The organism is Ruegeria sp. HKCCD7221 (assembly GCF_013031225.1).
GTDB lineage: Bacteria > Pseudomonadota > Alphaproteobacteria > Rhodobacterales > Rhodobacteraceae > Ruegeria.
The window spans coordinates 211,596-232,379 of record NZ_WPZE01000004.1; the positions used below are offsets into that span (position 1 = coordinate 211,596).

Here is a 20,784-nt window from a genome sequence, read left to right on the forward strand (position 1 = left end):
GCGCTTTGTCCGCACAGCCGACACTCCGACCTAATACACCTTCGCAGCTTTCAGTGAAGGTGTTTTTTTAGTCAGATCTAGTTACGCCTTGCATTGTTTTTTACTATGCAACACTTCCGGTAAGAGGCGTGGCGAAACGCCTGCGCCCCTTTCACATTCCACAATGGAGACTAGGGTTTAGGTTCTCAATTACCGCCGCCGATCCCGGCGCGAGCTCATTGGTTGGAACGCCACGCCCACATGCGCTTCGCAATAGGGCTTGCCTGCCTCAACCGGCAGGCCGCAGAACCAGAAATCCTCGGTCGCGGGGTCTCCGACGGGCCATTTGCAAGTTTTCTCGGTCAGCTCCATCAACGTCAGCTTCTTGGCCTTCTTCTCGACCTCGTTGACCTTGGCGAGCGCCTCGGGGCTGATCTCATTGGCCGAGGGTTGCGGCGGCAGGGGCTGACCGGCCGGGATGATCTGACGGCGGGCGGGCACGGCAGGCTTCGCCTCGGTCGCCGGAGCAGGCGCAGGACGCGCAGGTTCAGTTTTGGGCGCGGGTTTGGGCTTGGCCTCGGCCTTTGGTGCTGGTTTTTCCTTGGGCTCGGCCTTGGCTGGGGTCGCGCCAGTTGCGCGGTTCGACAGGCCCAGACGGTGGACCTTGCCGATCACCGCGTTGCGGGTCACACCGCCCAGTTCCTTGGCGATCTGGCTGGCCGACTGGCCCTCGCCCCACATCTTTTTCAGCAGCTCTACACGCTCGTCAGTCCAGGACATCATTTGCCTTTCAAAAGCGGAAAGCGGCCCCGGATTCGGGCCGCCTTGGGAATTCGTCTCGGTCCCTATTTTAATCACTGTGTGCCGAGTTACAAGCGGTTCTCGAATCAGCTGCTGTGTGACGGTGTCGGGCTTCGCGCCAGACCAGAATCAGCCCCCCAGTCAAGATGATCGCAGAGCCGATCATGCTGATTCCATCCGGGATCACGCCGAATATGGCAAAATCGTAAAGCGCGGCAAAGACCAACGTGGCATAGCTGATGGGTGCCACAAAAGACGCATCGGCGCGCGCCATCCCGTTTACAAAACACGCCTGCGCGCAGGCCATCAGCAAGCCGATCCCAGCCAAAGCCGCCCATTGCTGGGGCGTGGGCCATTGATACACAAAACTCACCGCGACAGAGGCGATGGTCAGCCCCATTGCATTATTGATCAAAAGGATCTGAATCGGAATTTCGCGGCCAGCGAGTTTCTTGATAAAGATCAGCTCCATTCCGATCACGGCGGCGGCAGTCAGAGCCAAAAGCGCCGCAGGCTGGAAGCTTTCAGGCGTTGGACGTAATAGGATCAGCGCCCCAGCCAGCGCGACCGCTGCGGCCAGCCATCGCCAGGGGCCAACACCTTCTTTCAGCAAGGGGATGGCCAAAACCATGGCAAAGACCGGATTCAGAAAGGAAATCGCGGTTGCGTCGGCAATCGGGATGAATGCGACCGAGGCGAACATCAAAGTGATTCCCAGCCAACCAAAGCTGGTTCTTCCCAAATGAAGCCCCCAATGCGGACGGGTAAGGCGGGGGCGAAGAACGGCCACTGCGCCAATGATCACCAGAAAAGCGAACAGAAAACGGCCATGGCTGATCTGCAACGGGTGCAGAGCCGGGCCCAGCACATCTGTTCCCAACGCCTTGGCCAGCAGGGTGGTTCCGGCAAGAAGGGCGCTTGCCGCAACGATCAATAGGGCCGCAAGCGGCGGGTTCTGGCGCGTGGGTGTCATAGGCCACCGGTGCGCTAGCGCGGGGCAAATGGCAAGCGGCAATTGTACGGCTCGTTAAGGAAATCAGACTGTCCCGGGCAATTCGGGGTTTTCAGATGAGTGGAGTACGGCTATACGAGCCACCATGATCAAACACGCATATATCCTGCGACTCCGACGCCGACGCATCGCCGCGTAATCGGCCCGTTTGATCCTGTGTGCGCTGAGAATCCGCGCACTTCCCACCAAATCAGTTGACTAACATGGCCTTCGTGTATCACTCACGAGGCTCAATTTATCGAAAAGGATGATCCTATGATCCCGTCCGTTCTGCCGACCTATAACCGTGCGCCCCTGACTTTCGTGAAGGGCGAAGGCGCCTGGCTGACCGAGGCGGATGGCCGACGTTTTCTGGACCTCGGAGCGGGCATCGCGGTGAACGCGCTGGGCCACGCGCATCCGGCGCTTGTGAACGCGCTGACCGAGCAGGCGCATGCGCTGTGGCATGTCTCGAACCTCTACCACATCCCGCAGCAACAGGCGCTGGCCGACAAACTGGTCGAGCATACCTTTGCCGACACGGTGTTTTTCACCAATTCCGGCACCGAATCCTGCGAACTGGCCGTGAAAATGGCGCGCAAGTACTTCTATGACAAGGATCAGCCAGAGCGGGTCGAGATCATCACGTTTGATGGTTCGTTCCACGGTCGGTCCTCGGCCGGCATTGCTGCTGCAGGATCCGAGAAGATGACCAAGGGGTTCGGCCCGCTGCTTCCCGGTTTCGTGCATGTCACCTTTGGCGATCTCGACGGCGTTACAAATGCCATCACCGACAAAACCGCCGCGATCCTGATTGAACCGGTTCAGGGCGAGGGCGGAATTCGCCCGGTTCCCGACGCCGAGCTAAAGGCGCTGCGCCAAATTTGCGACGACAACGGCCTTCTTTTGATCCTTGACGAGGTTCAGTGCGGTGTTGGCCGTACCGGGAAACTGTTCGCGCATGAATGGGCCGGGATCACCCCGGACATCATGATGGTCGCCAAGGGCATCGGCGGCGGATTTCCCCTTGGCGCAGTTCTGGCAACCGAAAGCGCGGCCAGCGGTATGACTGCGGGAACGCACGGCTCGACCTATGGGGGCAACCCGCTGGGCTGTGTGGTGGGCTGCGCCGTGATCGACCAGGTGGCCACACCTGCGTTTCTGGAAGGCGTCAACCGAAAGGCAGGCCTTTTGCGGCAAAAGCTCGAAGGTCTGATTGCAGACCACCCCGACGTGTTCGAAGAGGTGCGTGGAGCCGGCCTGATGTTGGGTCTGAAATGCAAACCGACCAATATCGACGTGGTGAATGCGGGCTATGACAACGAGGTCATCACCGTCCCAGCCGCCGATAATGTGATCCGCCTGCTGCCGCCGCTGACCCTGACCGAGGACGACATCGCGCAGGCCGTTATCCGCCTCGAGAAAGCCGCGCAACAGGTTCACGCCAATCTGACCACCGCCTGACTTTTCTTCTGTTCCGAAATACTTCGGGGGTGTGGGGGCTGGCCCCCACCCGCCGCCAACCAAAAGCGACAAGATATGAACCACTTCCTTGATATTCACAAAACTGAAGCCGCTGACCTGCGGAAGATGATTGACCAGGCCGGAGCGATGAAACAGGCCCGCCTCGGGCGGCCTAAAGCCGCTCATGATGACGACCAACCGCTTGCAGGTCGCATGGTTGCGCTAATCTTTGAGAAACCATCCACCAGAACACGGGTTTCTTTTGACGTTGGTGTGCGTCAGATGGGCGGTGAAACCATGCTGCTGTCCGGTAAGGACATGCAGCTTGGCCATGGCGAGACGATCGCCGATACCGCCCGCGTCCTGTCGCGCTATGTCGACTTGATCATGATCCGGACGTTCGATGAAACGATCCTGACCGAGATGGCCGAATACTCGGACGTGCCTGTGATCAACGGCCTGACCGACCGCACCCATCCCTGTCAGATCATGGCCGATGTCCTGACTTTCGAAGAACACCGTGGCCCCATCGCGGGTAAAAAAGTGGTCTGGACCGGCGATGGCAACAACGTGTGCGCTTCGTTCCTGCACGCGGCTGGTCAGTTTGGCTTCAACTTTACTTTCACCGGCCCCGCGCAGTTCGACCCGGAGGAAGAGTTCATGGGGTTTGCCCGCCAAAAGGGATCGCAAATCGTGGTCGAACGCGATCCATTCAAAGCGGTCGAAGGCGCGGACCTTGTCGTTGCCGATACCTGGGTCTCTATGCACGATTCCCAATCGGCCAAGGAACGGCGTCACAACCTGCTGCGACCTTATCAGGTCAATGAAGAGTTGATGTCGCATGCCAAGCCAGATGCGCTTTTCATGCACTGCCTGCCAGCACACCGCGAGGAAGAGGCGACATCCGAGGTCATGGACGGTCCGAACTCGGTTATCTTTGATGAGGCGGAAAATCGTCTGCACGCGCAAAAGGCGATCATGCGCTGGTGCCTGGGCGTCTAGCGCCTGCGTATATCCCACACTCGAAGCTTGGCGAGCGTCCGGACGCTCGCCACCAAGATCAGAAGGCAAAGTGCGGTTTTGGACATAACCTCCATCGTGCCTTCGATCAGCATGGCATGAACAACGCTGCCGACGATCGTGATGAAAGCCAGCCCCGCGTGCCCAAGTCTCCAGACGCGAAACCGAAGATGAAGGCGCTGCCGCAGCAAACCCAGAAGGGCTGCGGCGAAAGCAGCCCACATTGCCGCGACGCCCCACGCTGAAAACGGGGTGGGTGATACAAACAGCAGGGCATCCAACATGTCAGGGGGGCTGGTGATCCACAATCCGGCAACGTGAATAAAAAGGGCACCCACCAGAGCAAGGCCGCATCTGCGGTGCCATAGACGGCTTTGCATGGCTGACAGCCCAGGCAGCCATCGGCCTGCCAGCAAGGGTTGAAGCAATAGCAAACTCAGGCTGATAATCCCGGCAAACCCAGCCGCAATGTAGACGGGGCTTCGCCATTCTAGATAGGGACTTGCTGCGGCCGCAAGGATGGGAACCAGCAAGACGACCGTTAGCGCGGCCCAGGCTGCAACGGTTCGCGTCACGTCTCAGGCGGGTTGCAATACAAAGTGAGCGGCCAAGGTCTTGTCCCTTGCGCTTGCCATGACCGGACGCAGGAACACGGTTTCGAATTCACCGTTATCATAGGCCAGGTGGCCATGCGGCTGACCAAAGGCGGGTACGATCTGAGGCATTTCCAACCGGAACTCTCCTTTTTCATCGGTCAGGGTCGCGCCGTGGCTGTGGGGGTCGCGTTCATGCCCTTCGGTCGTATGAGCCCAGATCTGAATACGTTGACCGGGCAGGGGGGCACCGTCTCCCGCGCGCCGGACTGTTCCGGTCATCCAGAACCCACCGCCGCCAATGCGCTGCACGATCGGAGCACCAGGCCTATAATTGTTGGCCCCTCCCCGCATTGACGGGGTGGCTGCAAGGCCATTGGCGCGGGCGGGCAACAGCAGACCGGATGCAAGGACAGCTCCGCCTGCAGCAATCAAAGAGCGTCGAGTGATTGAAACACGGGTCATGGGCCCCTCGCTTTCAAAGCCATTTCGTGTGCCCGCGTTCAGCCGGGCGCTATCGCCATGACAGAGTAGCACGAACGAACGATATTTCGAGCCAACAGAGGGAATTGTGAATTGCTTTGACGGCCCGCCCGCCGGGTGCGATCCTTTGTACTCGCCCCTCCTGTCGGAAGGCCCTCGCCCATGACCCAGTCCGAGCACGTTTCAGCCGCAGAAGTTGCTGCGTTCCAGCGGGACGGAGCAGTCGTCTTACGCTCAAAATTCTCTGCGTCTTGGCTGCAGACACTGCGCGATGGGATCGACGCTGACCTGACAGCACCTACTGAAAATTTTACCCGCCACACGAAAGACCCGGATGCGCCGGGTTACTTTGAAGATTTTTGGGCGTGGAACAAAATCCCACAATTTACGGATTTCGTATTCAACTCGCCCTGTGCCCGGCTTGCGGCGCTGTTGTTGGGCGCGCCCTCGATCAATCTGGTCATGGATAACTGGTTTCTACGTGAGGCCGGGTCGATGTCTCGCCCTCCATTTCATCAGGACCTGTCCTATTTCGATTTCGAGGGAACGATGTGTGTCCTGTGGCTTCCTTTGGAGCCAGTGAGCAAGCAGAATGGCATCGCATTCGTGAAAGGATCGCATTTGTGGGACAAGCTGTTCATGCGGGTGCGTTTCGCGGATGGGCATCCCAGTTATGAACCGACCGAGGTGGCCGGTCTCACCTACCACCCTCCGCCAGACGTCAATGCAAATCCCGTTGCCTTTGACCTGCTGCAATGGGATATGGAGCTGGGGGATTGTATCTTTTTCGATATGCGAACCCTGCACGGGGGGCTTTCCTCCGTCACGCCGACCGAAACGGTGCGGCGTTTTACGCTGCGGATGACGGCCCCGGACGGGCTCATTCGGTATCGAGGGGATTGGGCCAAAGAGGAACGTGCGCAATTCGAAGCGGCGGGGTATCGCGAAGGTGATCGGCTAGACGGTGCGTTCTTTCCCCGGCTTTGGCCGCGACCCATTGGCGAATGAGGATATGTCGGGAAAGTTCCGCACGATTTATGTGCATTTTTGCAAGTTTATTCGGTAAATTTCACCCTATATCCTGCACCAGTGAACGAAAGTTCTTTGAACGCAAGAGGTGCAGGAATGAGTTGGAATCCCACACACAACCCCGAATGTGTTTCCGAGAATTCAGCCCTTGAAACGCTGATCATACCCCGCGCTCGTGATCTGGGCGGGTTCGAAGTGCGCCGCGCTTTGCCGTCGGTCAAACGACAGCTTGTGGGGCCCTTCATCTTCTTTGATCAGATGGGCCCGGCTGAATTTATCACGGATGGTGGTATTGATGTGCGCCCACATCCCCATATCGGTTTGGGAACCGTCACCTATCTGTATCAGGGTGAATTTGAGCATCGCGACAGCCTTGGCACGCATCAGATGATCTACCCCGGTGAGGTCAATTGGATGGTGGCAGGTCGCGGCGTGACCCATTCTGAACGAACAAGCGAAGAAACACGCAGCAAAAGGCACAACCTGTTCGGTATCCAGACCTGGATCGCGCTGCCCGAAGCGCATGAGGACATGGCCCCTGATTTTGAACATCACAAACAAGGTGCGTTGCCCCATATTCAGGACAATGGCGTCAGCGCCAGATTGATCCTCGGGTCGGCATATGGTGAGACCAGCCCCGTTACGATGCTGTCTGAGACTTTTTACCTCGACGTTCAGTTGGATCCGGGCGCCTCTTTCCCGTTGCCGGATGATCATGAGGATCGCGGCGTCTATGTCACCCAAGGCTCTGTCGAGATTGCGGGCGACACGTTCGAGGAAGGTCGGATGATGGTCTTTCGTCCCGGTGATCGCCTGTCGGTCAAGGCAGGCCCGTTGGGCGCGCGCCTGATGCTTCTGGGGGGCGCGACATTGAATGAGGACCGATTTATCTGGTGGAATTTCGTGTCCTCTTCGAAAGAAAAGATCGAGGCGGCGACCCGCGAGTGGAAGACGGCCGACTGGGCAAATGGAGCTTTTCACCTGCCGCCCGGAGACGATCAGGAGTTCATTCCGATCTCGGAGGAATTGGCACGTACCCGCCCGAGGTTGGCGCGCTAACCGAACGTAATGGGGTCTTGTCCGCGTCCTAAATCCCGGCAATCCTTGCGCCTAGACGGAGGATGCCATGAAAATCGTGATTGCGGGCGCGGGCAGCATTGGATGTTACTGCGGGGCATTGTTGGCGGAGGCTGGGCATGACGTGACCTTGTTGGGGCGTGCCTATGTTCTTGATCCAATCCGTGCACAGGGGCTTAGGGTCAGCGATTTTGCGGACCTGAATCGCCGCGTGCCCGCTGTGAAACTGACCCTGACCCAATCGCCAGAAGGGATGGAAAACGCCGATCTGGTGATCGTGACTGTCAAAACCGGCGCGACGGCAGATATGGCGGCGCAGATCGCGAAACATGCGCCCAAAACGGCCCCTGTACTGTCGTGGCAAAACGGGATGGAAAACGTCCGAACTCTGCGCGCCGCCCTACCGGACTATGATGTCCGTGCAGGAATGGTGCCTTTCAACGTCGTCCCATCTGTTGCTGGCAGTTTCCACAGGGCGACATCCGGCGAGATTGTAATTCAAAGTGGCCCGGGCGACTTGGGGCGGCTTCTGAGCAGTAGTGATATGCCTGTGGTCGAAAGTGACGACATCGATGCCGTGCAATGGGGCAAACTGGTCATCAATCTTAACAACGCGCTGAACGCGCTTTCCGGGCTGACCCTGAAACAGCAACTTCTCGATCGAAACTGGCGTCGCCTGATGGCGGACCAGATGACCGAGGCGCTGGCGGTTCTGAAGGCAGCCGGTCTTCCTGTCGCCTCGACCACGCCGTTGCCGGCGTGGATGACGCCGCATATTCTACGTTTGCCGACACCCGTGTTTTCAAGAATAGCTGCGCGGATGGTCAGCATTGACCCCTCGGCGCGCACATCCATGGCCTATGACCTGCTGGCGGGACGGACGACAGAAATCGACAGCCTGCAGGGGGAAATCGTCCGGCTGGGTGAAACCAGCGGTATTCCTACGCCAATCTGTCGGCGGGTGCGAGCTCTGATCGAACAGAAACCGCAAACCGCAATGGGTCCAGAGGGGATCACGTCCTAACGTCTTATTGAAAGGCCGTCAGTATCCAGAAAATAACCGCTGACATTGTTGCGGCGGCGGGCACCGTGATGACCCATGCTGCCACGATCGTCATGAAATGGGATCGCCGCACCAGCTTGCGCCGCTTGTGTTCCTCGCGTGCCAAACGGCGTTCCGGCGGTCGCTGATAGTTCGAGGTTTTCCATCGGCGGTCCGAATGCCATTCGCGGTAAAACCCGACCCCGAAGACCGCACCAACCGCGATATGGGTGGAACTGACGGGCAGGCCCAGCCAACTGGCCACAATCACCGTGATTGCTGCGGACAAGGCGACGCAGAAGGCGCGCATGGGGTTCAGCTTGGTGATCTGGCTGCCGACCATGCGGATCAGCTTGGGGCCGAACAGGAACAAGCCGAAGGAAATGCCAAAGGCACCAATCACCATCACCCAGCTTGGGATCGTCACTTTGGACGCGAAATCGCCGAACTCGGCGGCGTGGACAATGGCGGCCAAGGGGCCAACGGCATTGGCCACGTCGTTTGCTCCGTGGGCGAAACTGAGGAATGCGGCGGAGATGACCAGCGGCAGCCCAAAAAGCGTCTTGAGGGATTTCGTGCGGTTTTCCAACCCTTCGGACTTGCGGCGAACCCATGGTACCGTAACGGCCCAGACCAACAAACCAGCGGCCAAGCCGACCAGAAGGGCGACTTCAAGGTCCACTTTGACGATCCGCTTTAGACCCTTGACCGCCAGATACGTCGCAAATGCCCCGGCCATTACCGCGACCAGAATGGGAACCCAGCGCCGTGCGGCGGCAATCTTGTCGTCCTGATATTGGATTTTCGCTTTGATCAACGCCAGAAACCCGGCAGCAATAACGCCCCCAAGTACTGGTGAGATCACCCAGCTTGCAGCAATCGCACTCATCGTACCCCAACTGACCGCGCTCAGACCTGCTGCTGCGATGCCAGCCCCCATCACGCCGCCCACGACGGAGTGCGTGGTGGATACCGGTGCGCCGACCCACGTTGCCAGATTTACCCACAATGCCGAGGAAATCAGCGCCGCCATCATCGCCCAGATGAACACGTTGCTGTTTTGAACCGAGGCCGGGTCGATAATGCCCTTGGATATTGTCGAGACCACATCCCCACCTGCCAGCAAAGCCCCTGCGCTTTCGGCGATGGCGGCGATCACAATCGCGCCGCCCATCGTCAGCGCGTTGGCACCCACGGCAGGGCCCATGTTGTTGGCAACGTCGTTGGCACCGATATTTATCGCCATGTACGCCCCGAACGCCGCTGCCGCGACAACGATCAGCCCTCCGTCGGCCTGACCAAACAAAACGGCAGCGGTCAGCCCGGCCAGCGCGATGAATGCCAGCGCAATGCCGGGGGCAAGCATGGGGCGTGCGACGTAAACATTCGCAGATTCAACGCGTGAAATGCGGTGCAAGTCGCTGTCCAGTGCCTGCCAGCGGGTTTTGGAATTCGAATTCGACATGAGGTTTCATCGGTTTTCTGGATTTGACGCACGCCGCTAAACGGTTTCGCCTGTACGGGCAACCGCTCTGTCATCAAATTGTAGCGATTTTGTTACAAGTGACGTAGGATTTCGCTGAGTTCAGGCTCCCAAACGCGGTCAGCGGCCGTCTGGGGCGAGACCCACTCGCGCGTGCGCTGACCTGCTTCGGGGAAGTCATCCGCCAGTTCCTGAACGTCCACCCGGTACACATTCGTCAAAACCGGCTGAGCCGATCCGTCTTTAAGAATTTTGTCGTATGTGTACTGCCCGACAGGGCTGCGGCCAAGCTTCGCTGGCCTTACGCCGGCTTCTTCCCATGCTTCTTGCCGGGCTGTTTCGGCGCCGTCCAAACCGTCCATGGGCCAGCCCTTGGGAATGACCCATCGGCCCGTATCGCGGCTGGTGATCAACAAAACTTCGGGCCCGTCTTGCGTTTTTCTCAGGCAAAGGGCAGCGAACTGCACCCGGCGGGGGCGCAGGAACAAAGGTCTGGCGACCTCTTCCCAGATATTTCGCAACCATTTTGTCAAAACAGGCTCACTTGAGTGGGTGAAACGTGTGCGTGTGTCACATAACAACGGAATGGAATATCTTCAATGCACCTATCTTTACCCTGCGTCATCTCGGCGCTGATTGCTGCCGAAGGGCTGCAATTTTTAGCGGGAAAGGTGATTATTTGCCGAACAGCGTTCTAGCTGCGCCGTTTCGCCCGCAACGTGGGGTCGGCCTGCGTTGGGTCTTCGGGCCAAGGGTGTTTGGGGTATTGCGCGCGCATGTCCTTGCGCACATCGGCATAGGATCCCGCCCAAAACCCCGGCAGATCGCGCGTGATCTGTATCGGTCGCTGCGCCGGAGACAGCAGGGTGATCTTCAACGCTTCACCCCCGACAATCGGGTGACGCGTGACGCCAAACAATTCCTGCAAACGTACCGAGATTTCGGGAACCGCGCCGCCATAGTCGATGGGAACCTTACGCCCGAGCGGTGTTTCAAAAGAGCCGGGCGCGCGGCGATCCAATTCTTGCGTCTGTCCCCAATCCAGACGAGAGCGAAGCGCGGGCAGCAGATCGAACCGTTTCCAGTCTTCAGCATTGCGCACTCCCTCAAGCATGGGCAGCAACCAGTCTTCCACTGTGTCCATCAGGCCCTGAGTCGAGAAGTCCGGCAGGTCCACCCCTTCGGCCCGAACCAGTTCCACGCGCGCCGCCAGACGCGCGGCGGCGCCGTTCAGGACCAACCCGAGGTCTCGCACGCCATCTAGCATGGCGTGGGCGACGGCATCGGACGGGACCTCTTTCCATATCCGGTCCTCCAGAGTGATTGCACCAAACCGTTCTTGTCGTCGGGCGATGACCCGCCGGTCGCGTTTCGACCAATCACACGTTTCGACCCAATCGATCTGATCCGCAAACAGGTCGCGGATTTCCCGCTCGGTAATTTGGGCGGCCATGCGTACACGCGCTTCTCGCGGATTTCCATCGGTGTCGGTGACCACAAGATACTGGGCGGCTGCCAGCGTATCTTCACCGCCCAGCACGACCCCTTTGCCGCCGGACAGGACATAGCGTGGCACATCACCCTTTCGCCGCTGTCCGATCCTGTCGGGATATGCAAGCGCGGCCATGGATGCGGGGCTTAGGTCCGAACGACTGCCCCGGTCCCGCAGCCGCTTGGCCTCGGCCTTGATCCGGTCCACCGCGCCTGTGTTCACCTGCCAGACCCGATTGCGTTGAAAAGCCCGAGTGTCCCGCAACGCCTCAAGCCGCAGCAGAACATCCGCCGGAGCACCTTTAAGTGGGTCACGTTCTGCCGTCAGCGCCGCCAGAATTGCTGCATCGGGTCCAGCCTGTACCAGCATATGCCCAAGGCGCGGATGCAAAGGCAGCGCCGCCAAAGCTCGTCCGTGATCGGTAATCCGGCCGTTGCTGTCGAGCGCGCCCAGCATTTGCAGCAGGTTTCGTGCTTCGGCCATCGCTCCGTCGGGCGGAGGGGTCAGAAAGGCCAGATCACTGGGCGAAGCACCCCAAAGGGCCAATTCCAAGGTCAGCCCGGTCAGGTCGGCGGCTTCGATCTCGGCCGGGGGGTAGGCGGCCAGCGCCCCTTCCTCCCCTTTGGACCAAAGGCGATAGCAAACACCTTTGGCCACCCGCCCGGCGCGACCTGCGCGTTGTGTCGCTTCGGCGCGTGTGACGCGTTCCGTCACGAGGCGGGACATGCCCGAGCCCGGGTCGAACCTTGCCCGCCGCGCCTGTCCCATATCGACGACCACCCGAATATCGGGGATGGTCAGCGATGTTTCGGCAATCGACGTGGCCAATACCACTTTGCGGCCGCTATCAACCGGAGCGATCGCCTTGCGCTGTTCCGCGAAAGGCATAGACCCAAAAAGCGGCCTGATCATGCAGTCCTTGGGCAAGCGACGGGTCAACGCGGCCTCGGCGCGGCGAATTTCACCTTCGCCGGGCAGGAAAACCAGCATTCCACCATCGGTTTCCCGTTCGGCCTGAGTGACCAGATCCACTAATGCGTCCAGCCGTTGCGCCTGTGTCCCCAACGGATAGTCAAGCCAACGCGTTTCAACGGGAAAGCTGCGGCCTTCGGAGGTGACCAGCGGGGCATCCATCAGGCGTCCTACCGGTTCGGCATCCAATGTCGCAGACATGGCCAGAAGGATAAGGTCATCCCTGAGCGCTCCCGTTACTTCAAGACACAAGGCAAGTCCAAGGTCTGCGTTCAGGGATCTTTCGTGAAATTCATCAAAGATAACCGCGCCCACGCCGGGAAGATCGGGCTCGGATTGCAGCATACGCGTCAGAATCCCTTCGGTTACAACCTCGATCCGGGTGGTCTTGGACACTTTTGTTTCGCCACGCACGCGGTATCCGACCGTTTGGCCCGCGCGTTGACCAAGAGTTTCCGCCATGCGTTCAGCGGCTGCGCGCGCCGCCAGTCTGCGCGGCTCAAGCATGACAATCCGACCGTCACAGAGCCCGGCATCCAGTATCGCTAACGGCACCCGAGTTGTCTTACCCGCACCCGGAGGGGCCTGAAGCACAGCGCGGCCCGAAGCTTTCAAAGCTTCGATAAGATCGGGAATAGCGTCGTCGATAGGCAGGCGTGTCATGGTGGCTTTATCCGCGAATGGCCCGGCAACGTCCAGTTCCCCTATCGGCACATGGCCGGAGTTGCGCGACGGCACGTTGGACGCCGCACCCGTGGACGTCCGGCAGAGGATCGGCGGCAACACCCGGGCGCGAATAGGTTGCCGTGGGTGCATTTCTCGATCCCTATGGTCTGGACAAACACCCCTTTGGGGCGGCAAGTAGACCTGCCGCAAAAGATTGGGGTCAAAATGGAAATAGACGGCCTGGCAGACAGGATTTTGAACGGAGACAGGCGTGCTTTGGCCCGTGCCATTACGCTGGTTGAAAGTGGCCGCGCCGATCATCGGGCGCAGGCGATGGAATTGCTGGCTCAGTTGGCGGGGTCGGAGAGGCAGGCGCTGCGGATCGGATTGTCAGGGACACCGGGGGTGGGCAAATCCACCTTTATCGAGAGCTTTGGCATGATGCTGATCGGTTTAGGGCTTCGCGTCGCGGTTCTGGCTGTTGATCCCAGCTCTGCCCGATCGGGCGGCTCAATTCTGGGCGACAAGACCCGGATGGAGCGTCTGAGCCGTGAGCGCGCCGCCTTCATCCGTCCATCGCCCAGCCAGTCGCATCTTGGCGGCGTGGCCCGTCGCACACGTGAGGCAATCGCATTGTGCGAAGCGGCTGGGTTTGACGTTGTGCTGATCGAAACCGTGGGTGTTGGCCAATCGGAAACCGTTGTGTCCGAACTGTCCGACCTGTTCCTGCTGCTGCTCGCGCCTGCGGGCGGTGATGAGTTGCAGGGCGTCAAGCGCGGTATCATGGAAATGGCGGATATGATCCTGGTGAACAAGGCGGATGGCGATCTCAAGGCGACTGCCACCCGCACCTGCGCTGACTACGCCGGTGCCCTGCGTCTGCTGCGCAAGCGCCCGCAGGATCCCGAAGGGTTTCCCAAGGCCATGACGGTTTCTGCGGTCGAGGAACATGGGTTGGAAGATGCGTGGTCCGAAATTCAATCCCTGACCCAATGGCGTCGCGACTCGGGTCATTGGGAAAGGAACCGGGCGGTGCAGGCGCAGTATTGGTTCGAGCAGGAAGTGCGTTCGGCGCTTCTGTCGCGGCTGTCGACTGCGCCGGCGCGGGCCGAGATGGAACGTCTGAGCACCGAAGTTTCACACGGCCGGATAAGCCCTGCGGCGGCGGCGGAACAGATGCTGACAACGCTGGCCTGAAGGGGTGACAGGTAAAGTCAAAGAATTCTGCTGGCCCGTCTTGACCCTTCCGGCGATTCCCACTACACGCATCCAACCAGTTTTCGGGCGCGACTTCGGGTTGCGCCCCTTGTGATTTGGCCGAGGGCAGTATGCCCGGCCTCCAGAAACAAAGGAAGAAACCATGTCGCGCCGTTGCGAACTGACCGGAAAAGGCCCGATGACTGGCAACAATGTCAGCCACGCCAAAAACAGAACTCGTCGTCGTTTTCTGCCCAACCTGAACGACGTTACCCTGCAGTCCGAGACTCTGGGCCGTGGCGTCAAGCTGCGCATTTCTGCTGCTGCTCTGCGTTCGGTTGATCACCGCGGTGGTCTGGACGCGTTCCTGGCCAAAGCCAAGGACGAAGAACTGTCCGCGAACGCACTGAAAGTGAAAAAGGAAATCGCCAAGGCACAAGCTTCGGCCTAAACCTTTTTTACTGCGAATTTCAGGCCCTGTACCCATCTGGTGCAGGGCCTTTGCTTTTGCCTGAATTAAGAATGTTCACGATTTCGGCGCAATTGACCCCTGAAACGTAACTTTGATCACATACAGCGAATTCTGAGCGGAATATGTTTATGCATATTTTTGGCGGAGTTTGCCCTCATGTCTTTTAAATCTTTCGATTCTTTCTCAGTGTTGGCCGCATTTTTCGGCAAGACCTTTGGGACATGCTTTCGGATGCAACGTCAGGTGAACCGGCTGCATACGAGTCTGACCAAAGGGTCCGTCAAACGCCCGGAATTAGACCGCTGACACTTTCCTAGGATCCCAAGGCTTCAAGCGTCTGAATGCGCTTGAAGCCGGAATTGTCTCTGGCCTATACCCTAGGCAGAATGAAACCCGCTCTGACCAGAATTCTGCCCTTTGCGCTTTCGCTGCTCGTTACTTTGACGGGGCAGGGTTTTGCAGTTTCGCGCGGGGTCGATGCTGCGGTCGGTCAAATGGTGCTGTGCACCGGAAGCGGTCCGGTGGTTGTCTATGTCGATGCCGAAGGGCAACCGACGCAGGCCCCGCATTTCTGCCCTGACTTTGCTTTGACCGTGTTGGGCGCTGTTTCCATGGCGGAGGCTGCGATTCCCGACGCGCCGAAACAACCCCAGCCGAGGTTGAAGCGTGGCTTGGGTGACCTCATCACGCCGTCGGTTGCCTCACAATCGGCGCGCGCGCCTCCTAGTTTGGCTTGATACTGTTTTCCAATTTATCAAGAACTCAAATCAGGAGAGGCTTTATGTCCTTCACCTACAAACTGCTGGCCACAGTTGCCGCCGTTACTCTTACAACCGCCGCCTGGGCACAGGATAGCATCACCGTCGAGGACGCCTATGCGCGTTCGTCGGGCAAGTCCGCAAAGGCGGGTGCTGCTTTCATGATGATCCAGAACTCTGGTGAGACCGACGACCGTTTGATCGCAGCCGAATCGGATGTTGCGGCACGGGTCGAGCTGCACACTCATCAGGTTGATGCCAACGGTGTGGCCAAGATGCTCCATGTCGAAGAGGGGTTCGTCATCCCGGCCGGAGAAACTCACATGCTGAAGCGTGGTGGCGATCACGTCATGTTTATGGGGATTTCGGCACCGTTTGAACAAGGTGCAACTGTGCCGGTCACGCTGGTTTTTGAAAATGCTGGTGAGATCGTTGTCGACATCCCAGTCGACCTGGAGCGCAAAGGCGACCACGGGTCACACAACCACTAAGGCTACGTCTGTCTTCGGGCCGCGATGCGGCCGTCATCCATGCGTCAGGCCGGGTAACTCCCCGGCCTGTTTGCGTTGTGTTTCAGCGGTTCACGACGCGCATTGCGATGCGATCATGGGCCCGTTTGAAGCGCGCGGCGAGAAAAAACATGACGACCGAGAAGGCCAGCGCCGAAAAGGCGATTGCCCAACCTAGCGCGACCATTCCGCTGCCGGGCCAGAACAACAGCACCAGTCCGATAACCAGCGCCACAATTCCCGAGTTGCGCACCGTGGCTGCGTCCGGGTTCTGGTCGGGCATCTGACGCCAGGCCATAAGCGAGCCCACTCCAACGATCAACGCCCATGCGCCCAGCAGGAAGAAGGTCAGGCGGGCGACACCCTCGGGCCAGATCAACAGAATGAGGCCGATCAGTAGGGCGCCGATGCCGACGCCTCCGATCAGGCCGCGCCGCCCGAAGCCCAGCAAGGTCAGGCCGCCGTCGAATACCAGCAAGAGCCCAACCAGTCTGAGCAGGAGCGAGATGCTGCCTGTAGGCCAGAACAACGCGGCGATACCAAGCACCCCGGCCAGAATGCCGCGCAGCAGGAAGGTCCACCACAGGTCTGCCAATTGATCGCCAAGCGCGTCTCGGCCATCCGGTCCCTGATCGTCCAGAATTTCGCCTTGTTGGGTATTGGGATCGGTCATGGGAGCCCCTTTGAGAATGGTTACGCCTAAAGCCTGGCCTGCCCGAATTGCAGAAAACCGCATTTAACCCTTTGATACAAATGTGAAATCATGTGAGATCGCCGAGGGGTGAAAGGGGCCGGGGTATTCCAGACTTACCCCAGAATATATCACATTTTCTCACCCGTAATCACCTGTTTCTGGAAAATTCTGGAAAGTTTCATATGCTATAAAGGCGGTCCGGCGCGCTGTGTGCGCAGCAACGCCAGACCTTGAGCCACCATGACCTACGCAAAGGAAACATAATGGCCCGACGATTAAAGAAACACGAAACCGAAGCCGTGGAAAGCCTGTGGCGGGTCCATGACGATCTGAAACGTCACAAGGGAACGGCCCCCGCTCGGGTTGCTATTGAAGGCGTGATTTCCCTTTTGCAGTCCGACAGCACACCAGAACTGACGGGCTTGCAATATGACGCCCTGCCAGTTGGGGCCGCCCCGATGCGTGACCCAAACCGCAAAGGGCTGATCATGCGCCACGGTTCGACCAAGGGCATGTATTGGCTGTTCCGTACTGAGTGCCCAGAAAGCCGGAAACAGGTTGAGGTGGAATTGGGTATCTATCGGCCCCGCAAAGGCGGCGACGTGATCACCAGCTTGACGGATGCGCGCTCGATTTGGGAAGTGCTGGACGCACGGCGCAAGCAGGGGCTTCCCTTCACCAAGGAAGGCAAAAAGCTGGACCTGTCCGACCTGGTAACTGTTGGTGCAGCCGCCAAAGCAGAACGCATGACCGTTGGCGATCTGGCCGCGCGTTATCTTGCCGAATACGCCTTTGCGCTGAACGTGAACGGCGAACCAGTCAAACGCAGCGCTGACTTGGATCAATACCTGCTGGACAAGTACATCTTGCCGGAACACGCCGACACGCCGTTGTCGCAGTTCACCGCGCAGGTGATTGACGATCTGATTGATGAGGTAAGTCACGCGCCCCGCACACAGCAAAAACTGTATAGCCTGCTTTCGATCATGAACCGCGTTGCGCGCAAAAAGGTTCCAACCCGCGCCAAGATCAGGATCACGAAACGCTGGATTGATCGCAGTATTCCGAACCCTATGCCGGACGTGACGCCGCCGATTGTGCCAGACGCAAAACGCTATGCCAGCACAAACGACGAAATCCGCGACTATATCGCCAACCTGCATAAGCTGGGCGATCCTTGGTCCGACCTGCTGACCTTGCAGTCGCAAACCCTGTGCCGCATCAATGAGGCCGCCGCGCTGCCGTGGTCTGAACTGGACCTGCAAGCCGGAACGTGGACGCTTCCCGCTTCAAGGTCGAAGAACAAGCGCTGTTTCACCTTGCAGCTTTCCAAGCAATCGCTGGACCTGCTGAACCGTCGCCGCGAAGCTGACCCAGATGGAACCTGGGTGTTTCCGTCCAATCGGTTTCCGACTGAGCATGTCCACCTGAATTCTGTAAGTTCTATGGTCCGCGAAAACCGGGAAGCGCTGGGGGTGTCCGATGAGTTCGCCACACATGCCGCAAGACGGCGGGCGCTGACATGGATGCGTGAACAGGGGATCGCCAAGGAAGTCAGGGACGCCTGCAGCAACCACTTTGACGGCGCGTCAGTGGATGGGCGCTACACAGAAAGCGCGAATATGGCCGAACATGCCGCCAATGCTGTGCAGGCTTGGTGCAACTTCCTGCACCGCCTTGAAGTTGAAAACGTGGTTTCGCTGACCGGATAAGTCCCGCGCGAAACTCGGCCGATGTTGAAAAAACCTCACTATGTTTGCCGACATGGTGAGATTTGTTCATGTTAAGTGTCTCATATGTTCTCAAATGGACTCAAAGTCAGAACCCGCAACTTGAGCGTGTGGAAACACAACATCTGATCTTCATCAACTATGTTTTAACCACATATGCCCCTGCGGTATTCCTTGAGCAGTAACGATTGCAAAGGAGTACGCAAGATGAATAAGCCAATCCTGCCCATTGCTGACCGTCTGATTTCGGTTGACGAAGCCGTTGAACTTGGACTTGGCGCACGGGCAACAATCCACCGCCGCATTGATGATGGAACCTATCCGGTTCTGAAAGTCGGTAAGCGCGTCATGCTGATCGGCAACGATATTCTGGACGTGCTGGAAGCCAACCGGAAACCCCCCAAGAACAGCGCGGCATGAGCGCCCAGCACCGCACCGCCTTGGCGAAAGACAAAGTGCGCTGCGCTCAAATGCTGGGGGCCGGGTCACCATCCGTTGCTCATCCAAGGCAGAACAGGACGCAATCAATGACGTCCTGCGCACCACAAATCCGCCAAAGGGAAGCCAGATCGCCGCGCTGTCCACAAGCGGAATGACCGCATGGGAACCGCCAAAGCATATCCAGCAGGTCACGTTGTTGGCTGACCTGGACGAAAGCCGCGCGGGAGAGATTGCCTGCCGCAAGACCGCCGAACGCCTCGAGGGGCTTGGCCTGACTGCAACGATTGTCCAGCCGAAAGCAGGCGGGGATTTCTGTGACGAACTGATGGGGGTGGGTGATGAGTGAGACGCCGAAAGATATCAAGTATGAGTTCAAAAAAATGGATGCCGATATTCTGGAAGGCCTGACCGAACGCACCAAGCAGGACGCAGGCGCGCCGTTTGAAGCTGACGTACTGGAAGCCTTGAAAGCCCTCCGCGTATCCGACCCGGCGAAGTGGCACCGCATCAGATCGGAACTGAAAGCCCTCCGCGTTCAGGTGACGGAACTTGATCGCCTGACAGCACCAGCCGCCAAAGATGAAGGGCCAGCCAATACGGTCAATGTTGAGTTCGTCGCGCCGTGGCATGAACCCGTCAGCGGTGCGGAGGTTGCGCACATCATCCGGGGTACGCTGGGGCAACACATCAAGTTCCAAGACGATGAGGAAGCCGACGCCGTGACACTTTGGATCATGGGCAGTTGGCTTATGGATCGCTGGGCGCTGTTCCCAAAGTGCCTGATCACCTCCCCTGAAAAGCGGTGCGGCAAGTCTACGCTTTTGGAGGCAATCGAAGCCTTTGCGTTCAAGCCGATTTACGCCGCGCAGGTTTCCCCCGCGTCCCTGTTCCGCATGATTGAAGCCGTCAAGCCAACTGTGATGATGGATGAAGCCGACCAGACGCTAAAGAACAATGACGATCTGATCGGCCTGATCAACGCAGGGCACCGCAAACGGCAGGCAAATGTGATCCGGGTTCAGGAAGTGAACGGGGACTTTATCCCGGTCATTTTTTCGGTCTGGTCGCCGCAGGTGATCGCCGGGATCGGGCGCATCAAGGACACGCTGGAAGATCGTTCTATTCGGATTGAGTTACGCCGCAGGCTGCCTGCCGAATACGTGGAAAAGATGCCAGCCGATTTGTTTGAGCGGCACAGCGTAACCCGCCAAAAGATCGCGCGGTGGGCGTCTGACTTCCCGCAAGCGCATATTGAAGCCGACGCCATGCCCGAGAACCTCGGAAACGATAGGGCGCAGGACAACTGGGAACCGCTGTGCAAGGTCGCGCTGAACATTGGCGGTGAATGGCCCGAACGGGCAGACCGAGCGTATCGCCTGATCGAACAGCGCCACGCTGACGATGATTTGCCAATTCCCGTGCAACTGGTTTGCGATATTTGGTCCCTGTTTGAGCCGCGCCCTTACACAAAGCATATCCCGACCTCATCCATAGTTGAGGATTTGAACGCAATGGAGGATCGGCCTTGGCGGGAAATAAACCACGGGCGCGCACTAACCCAATCGTCTTTGATGCGCCGTTTGACCAAGTTCGGGATCAAGTCCATTGCCATGACGCCGGAAAGCGGCGGCGGCAAGGTCAAGTGCATCCGGCGCAGAGATATTGAGGAAAGTTTCGACCGCTACGGAAACCCGAAATACGACCTTCCCGACCCGCCAAAGAAAGGCGACCCATATGACCCGTTTTAACCCTATACCCCGGGGTTTACCCCCGAAAACACCCCTCAAAGCGTTGCTATTCAATGATTGCAAAGGGTTAACCTATGACAGAGCGTTGCTCAAAGCGTTGTTTCGATACGCTGCAGCAACGCTTTTAGCAACGCTTTGAAGGG

At 58.6% G+C, this 20,784-nt stretch carries 21 protein-coding genes; 13 read left to right on the forward strand and 8 right to left on the reverse strand.

The annotated features are described in order from the left end of the window. Positions 1–189: 189 nt before the first annotated feature. Positions 190–759, reverse strand: a complete 570-nt coding sequence (locus tag GOX73_RS12135) for a GcrA family cell cycle regulator (RefSeq protein WP_171134968.1) — start codon at positions 757–759, stop codon at positions 190–192. A gap of 70 nt (positions 760–829) precedes the next feature. Beyond that, positions 830–1,753 carry a DMT family transporter gene (locus tag GOX73_RS12140; protein ID WP_171125616.1) on the reverse strand — a complete coding sequence of 308 codons (924 nt, stop codon included), beginning with the start codon at positions 1,751–1,753 and terminating at the stop codon, positions 830–832. 294 nt (positions 1,754–2,047) lie between these two features. Between GOX73_RS12140 and GOX73_RS12145 the strand changes: the two genes are divergently transcribed. Beyond that, positions 2,048–3,235: an aspartate aminotransferase family protein gene (locus GOX73_RS12145; RefSeq protein WP_171125614.1), complete on the forward strand. Its 1,188-nt coding sequence runs from the start codon at positions 2,048–2,050 to the stop codon at positions 3,233–3,235. Between the two features lie 75 nt (positions 3,236–3,310). Then, entirely contained in the window at positions 3,311–4,237 is a 927-nt protein-coding gene (gene argF, locus GOX73_RS12150) for an ornithine carbamoyltransferase (RefSeq protein WP_171125612.1), read from the forward strand. Here argF and GOX73_RS12155 read toward each other — a convergent pair. Beyond that, positions 4,234–4,830, reverse strand: a complete 597-nt coding sequence (locus GOX73_RS12155) for a ferric reductase-like transmembrane domain-containing protein (RefSeq protein ID WP_171125610.1) — start codon at positions 4,828–4,830, stop codon at positions 4,234–4,236. The genes argF and GOX73_RS12155 overlap by 4 nt on opposite strands. A gap of 3 nt (positions 4,831–4,833) precedes the next feature. Then, entirely contained in the window at positions 4,834–5,313 is a 480-nt protein-coding gene (locus GOX73_RS12160) for a twin-arginine translocation pathway signal (protein ID WP_171125607.1), read from the reverse strand. Positions 5,314–5,493: 180 nt separating this feature from the next. On the opposite strand from GOX73_RS12160, the gene GOX73_RS12165 reads away from it, so the two are divergent. The 3 genes from GOX73_RS12165 to GOX73_RS12175 all read left to right on the forward strand — a co-directional run bounded on the left by GOX73_RS12165 (position 5,494) and on the right by GOX73_RS12175 (position 8,461). Continuing rightward, a complete protein-coding gene (locus tag GOX73_RS12165) occupies positions 5,494–6,339 on the forward strand; it encodes a phytanoyl-CoA dioxygenase family protein (RefSeq protein WP_171125605.1) in 846 nt (281 codons plus the stop codon). 117 nt (positions 6,340–6,456) lie between these two features. Then, the gene (locus GOX73_RS12170; RefSeq protein WP_171134908.1) at positions 6,457–7,419 is read left to right on the forward strand and encodes a pirin family protein; all 963 of its coding nucleotides are present in this window, start codon (positions 6,457–6,459) and stop codon (positions 7,417–7,419) included. Between the two features lie 67 nt (positions 7,420–7,486). Next, positions 7,487–8,461, forward strand: coding sequence for a 2-dehydropantoate 2-reductase (locus GOX73_RS12175; protein ID WP_171125567.1), 975 nt, complete (start codon positions 7,487–7,489; stop codon positions 8,459–8,461). A 4-nt stretch (positions 8,462–8,465) separates the two neighbouring features. Here GOX73_RS12175 and GOX73_RS12180 read toward each other — a convergent pair whose 3' ends face one another. From GOX73_RS12180 to hrpB, 3 genes are all read right to left on the reverse strand, one after another. After that, a complete protein-coding gene (locus tag GOX73_RS12180) occupies positions 8,466–9,944 on the reverse strand; it encodes an inorganic phosphate transporter (protein WP_171125565.1) in 1,479 nt (492 codons plus the stop codon). A gap of 92 nt (positions 9,945–10,036) precedes the next feature. Next, on the reverse strand, positions 10,037–10,495 hold the full coding sequence (locus tag GOX73_RS12185) for an NUDIX hydrolase (protein ID WP_171125563.1): 459 nt from the start codon (positions 10,493–10,495) through the stop codon (positions 10,037–10,039). A 161-nt stretch (positions 10,496–10,656) separates the two neighbouring features. Next, the gene (gene hrpB, locus GOX73_RS12190; protein ID WP_171125911.1) at positions 10,657–13,089 is read right to left on the reverse strand and encodes an ATP-dependent helicase HrpB; all 2,433 of its coding nucleotides are present in this window, start codon (positions 13,087–13,089) and stop codon (positions 10,657–10,659) included. 228 nt (positions 13,090–13,317) lie between these two features. On the opposite strand from hrpB, the gene meaB reads away from it, so the two are divergent. From meaB to GOX73_RS12210, 4 genes are all read left to right on the forward strand, one after another. Then, complete coding sequence (gene meaB, locus GOX73_RS12195) at positions 13,318–14,289, forward strand: methylmalonyl Co-A mutase-associated GTPase MeaB (protein WP_171125561.1); 972 nt, start codon at positions 13,318–13,320, stop codon at positions 14,287–14,289. A 163-nt stretch (positions 14,290–14,452) separates the two neighbouring features. Continuing rightward, on the forward strand, positions 14,453–14,740 hold the full coding sequence (gene rpmB / locus GOX73_RS12200; protein WP_039532366.1) for a 50S ribosomal protein L28: 288 nt from the start codon (positions 14,453–14,455) through the stop codon (positions 14,738–14,740). A gap of 362 nt (positions 14,741–15,102) precedes the next feature. Then, complete coding sequence (locus GOX73_RS12205) at positions 15,103–15,498, forward strand: hypothetical protein (protein ID WP_254429185.1); 396 nt, start codon at positions 15,103–15,105, stop codon at positions 15,496–15,498. 44 nt (positions 15,499–15,542) lie between these two features. After that, complete coding sequence (locus tag GOX73_RS12210; RefSeq protein WP_171125559.1) at positions 15,543–16,010, forward strand: copper chaperone PCu(A)C; 468 nt, start codon at positions 15,543–15,545, stop codon at positions 16,008–16,010. 82 nt (positions 16,011–16,092) lie between these two features. On the opposite strand, the gene GOX73_RS12215 is transcribed toward GOX73_RS12210, so the two are convergent. After that, on the reverse strand, positions 16,093–16,701 hold the full coding sequence (locus GOX73_RS12215; RefSeq protein WP_171125557.1) for an HdeD family acid-resistance protein: 609 nt from the start codon (positions 16,699–16,701) through the stop codon (positions 16,093–16,095). A 284-nt stretch (positions 16,702–16,985) separates the two neighbouring features. On the opposite strand from GOX73_RS12215, the gene GOX73_RS12220 reads away from it, so the two are divergent. The 4 genes from GOX73_RS12220 (at position 16,986) to GOX73_RS12235 (ending at position 20,641) form a co-directional block, all read left to right on the forward strand. Further along, a complete protein-coding gene (locus tag GOX73_RS12220) occupies positions 16,986–18,434 on the forward strand; it encodes a tyrosine-type recombinase/integrase (protein ID WP_171134909.1) in 1,449 nt (482 codons plus the stop codon). A 225-nt stretch (positions 18,435–18,659) separates the two neighbouring features. Continuing rightward, the gene (locus GOX73_RS12225) at positions 18,660–18,872 is read left to right on the forward strand and encodes a hypothetical protein (RefSeq protein WP_171125553.1); all 213 of its coding nucleotides are present in this window, start codon (positions 18,660–18,662) and stop codon (positions 18,870–18,872) included. Between the two features lie 115 nt (positions 18,873–18,987). Continuing rightward, positions 18,988–19,239, forward strand: a complete 252-nt coding sequence (locus tag GOX73_RS20750) for a toprim domain-containing protein (protein WP_256368005.1) — start codon at positions 18,988–18,990, stop codon at positions 19,237–19,239. After that, a complete protein-coding gene (locus tag GOX73_RS12235; protein ID WP_171134910.1) occupies positions 19,232–20,641 on the forward strand; it encodes a DUF3631 domain-containing protein in 1,410 nt (469 codons plus the stop codon). The genes GOX73_RS20750 and GOX73_RS12235 overlap by 8 nt, the downstream gene beginning before the upstream one ends. Positions 20,642–20,784 lie beyond the last annotated feature (143 nt).

Coding starts and splice junctions, on each gene's coding strand:
- GOX73_RS12180 (WP_171125565.1), bottom strand. CDS start 9,944: ATGTCGAATTCGAATTCCAAAACCCGCTGGCAGGCACTGGACAGCGAC.
- GOX73_RS12165 (WP_171125605.1), top strand. CDS start 5,494: ATGACCCAGTCCGAGCACGTTTCAGCCGCAGAAGTTGCTGCGTTCCAG.
- GOX73_RS12235 (WP_171134910.1), top strand. CDS start 19,232: ATGAGTGAGACGCCGAAAGATATCAAGTATGAGTTCAAAAAAATGGAT.
- GOX73_RS12215 (WP_171125557.1), bottom strand. CDS start 16,701: ATGACCGATCCCAATACCCAACAAGGCGAAATTCTGGACGATCAGGGA.
- GOX73_RS12140 (WP_171125616.1), bottom strand. CDS start 1,753: ATGACACCCACGCGCCAGAACCCGCCGCTTGCGGCCCTATTGATCGTT.
- GOX73_RS12225 (WP_171125553.1), top strand. CDS start 18,660: ATGAATAAGCCAATCCTGCCCATTGCTGACCGTCTGATTTCGGTTGAC.
- GOX73_RS12210 (WP_171125559.1), top strand. CDS start 15,543: ATGTCCTTCACCTACAAACTGCTGGCCACAGTTGCCGCCGTTACTCTT.
- GOX73_RS12175 (WP_171125567.1), top strand. CDS start 7,487: ATGAAAATCGTGATTGCGGGCGCGGGCAGCATTGGATGTTACTGCGGG.
- GOX73_RS12170 (WP_171134908.1), top strand. CDS start 6,457: ATGAGTTGGAATCCCACACACAACCCCGAATGTGTTTCCGAGAATTCA.
- meaB (WP_171125561.1), top strand. CDS start 13,318: ATGGAAATAGACGGCCTGGCAGACAGGATTTTGAACGGAGACAGGCGT.
- GOX73_RS12220 (WP_171134909.1), top strand. CDS start 16,986: ATGGCCCGACGATTAAAGAAACACGAAACCGAAGCCGTGGAAAGCCTG.
- rpmB (WP_039532366.1), top strand. CDS start 14,453: ATGTCGCGCCGTTGCGAACTGACCGGAAAAGGCCCGATGACTGGCAAC.
- GOX73_RS12135 (WP_171134968.1), bottom strand. CDS start 759: ATGTCCTGGACTGACGAGCGTGTAGAGCTGCTGAAAAAGATGTGGGGC.
- GOX73_RS12205 (WP_254429185.1), top strand. CDS start 15,103: ATGCGCTTGAAGCCGGAATTGTCTCTGGCCTATACCCTAGGCAGAATG.
- GOX73_RS12160 (WP_171125607.1), bottom strand. CDS start 5,313: ATGACCCGTGTTTCAATCACTCGACGCTCTTTGATTGCTGCAGGCGGA.
- GOX73_RS12145 (WP_171125614.1), top strand. CDS start 2,048: ATGATCCCGTCCGTTCTGCCGACCTATAACCGTGCGCCCCTGACTTTC.
- argF (WP_171125612.1), top strand. CDS start 3,311: ATGAACCACTTCCTTGATATTCACAAAACTGAAGCCGCTGACCTGCGG.
- hrpB (WP_171125911.1), bottom strand. CDS start 13,089: ATGACACGCCTGCCTATCGACGACGCTATTCCCGATCTTATCGAAGCT.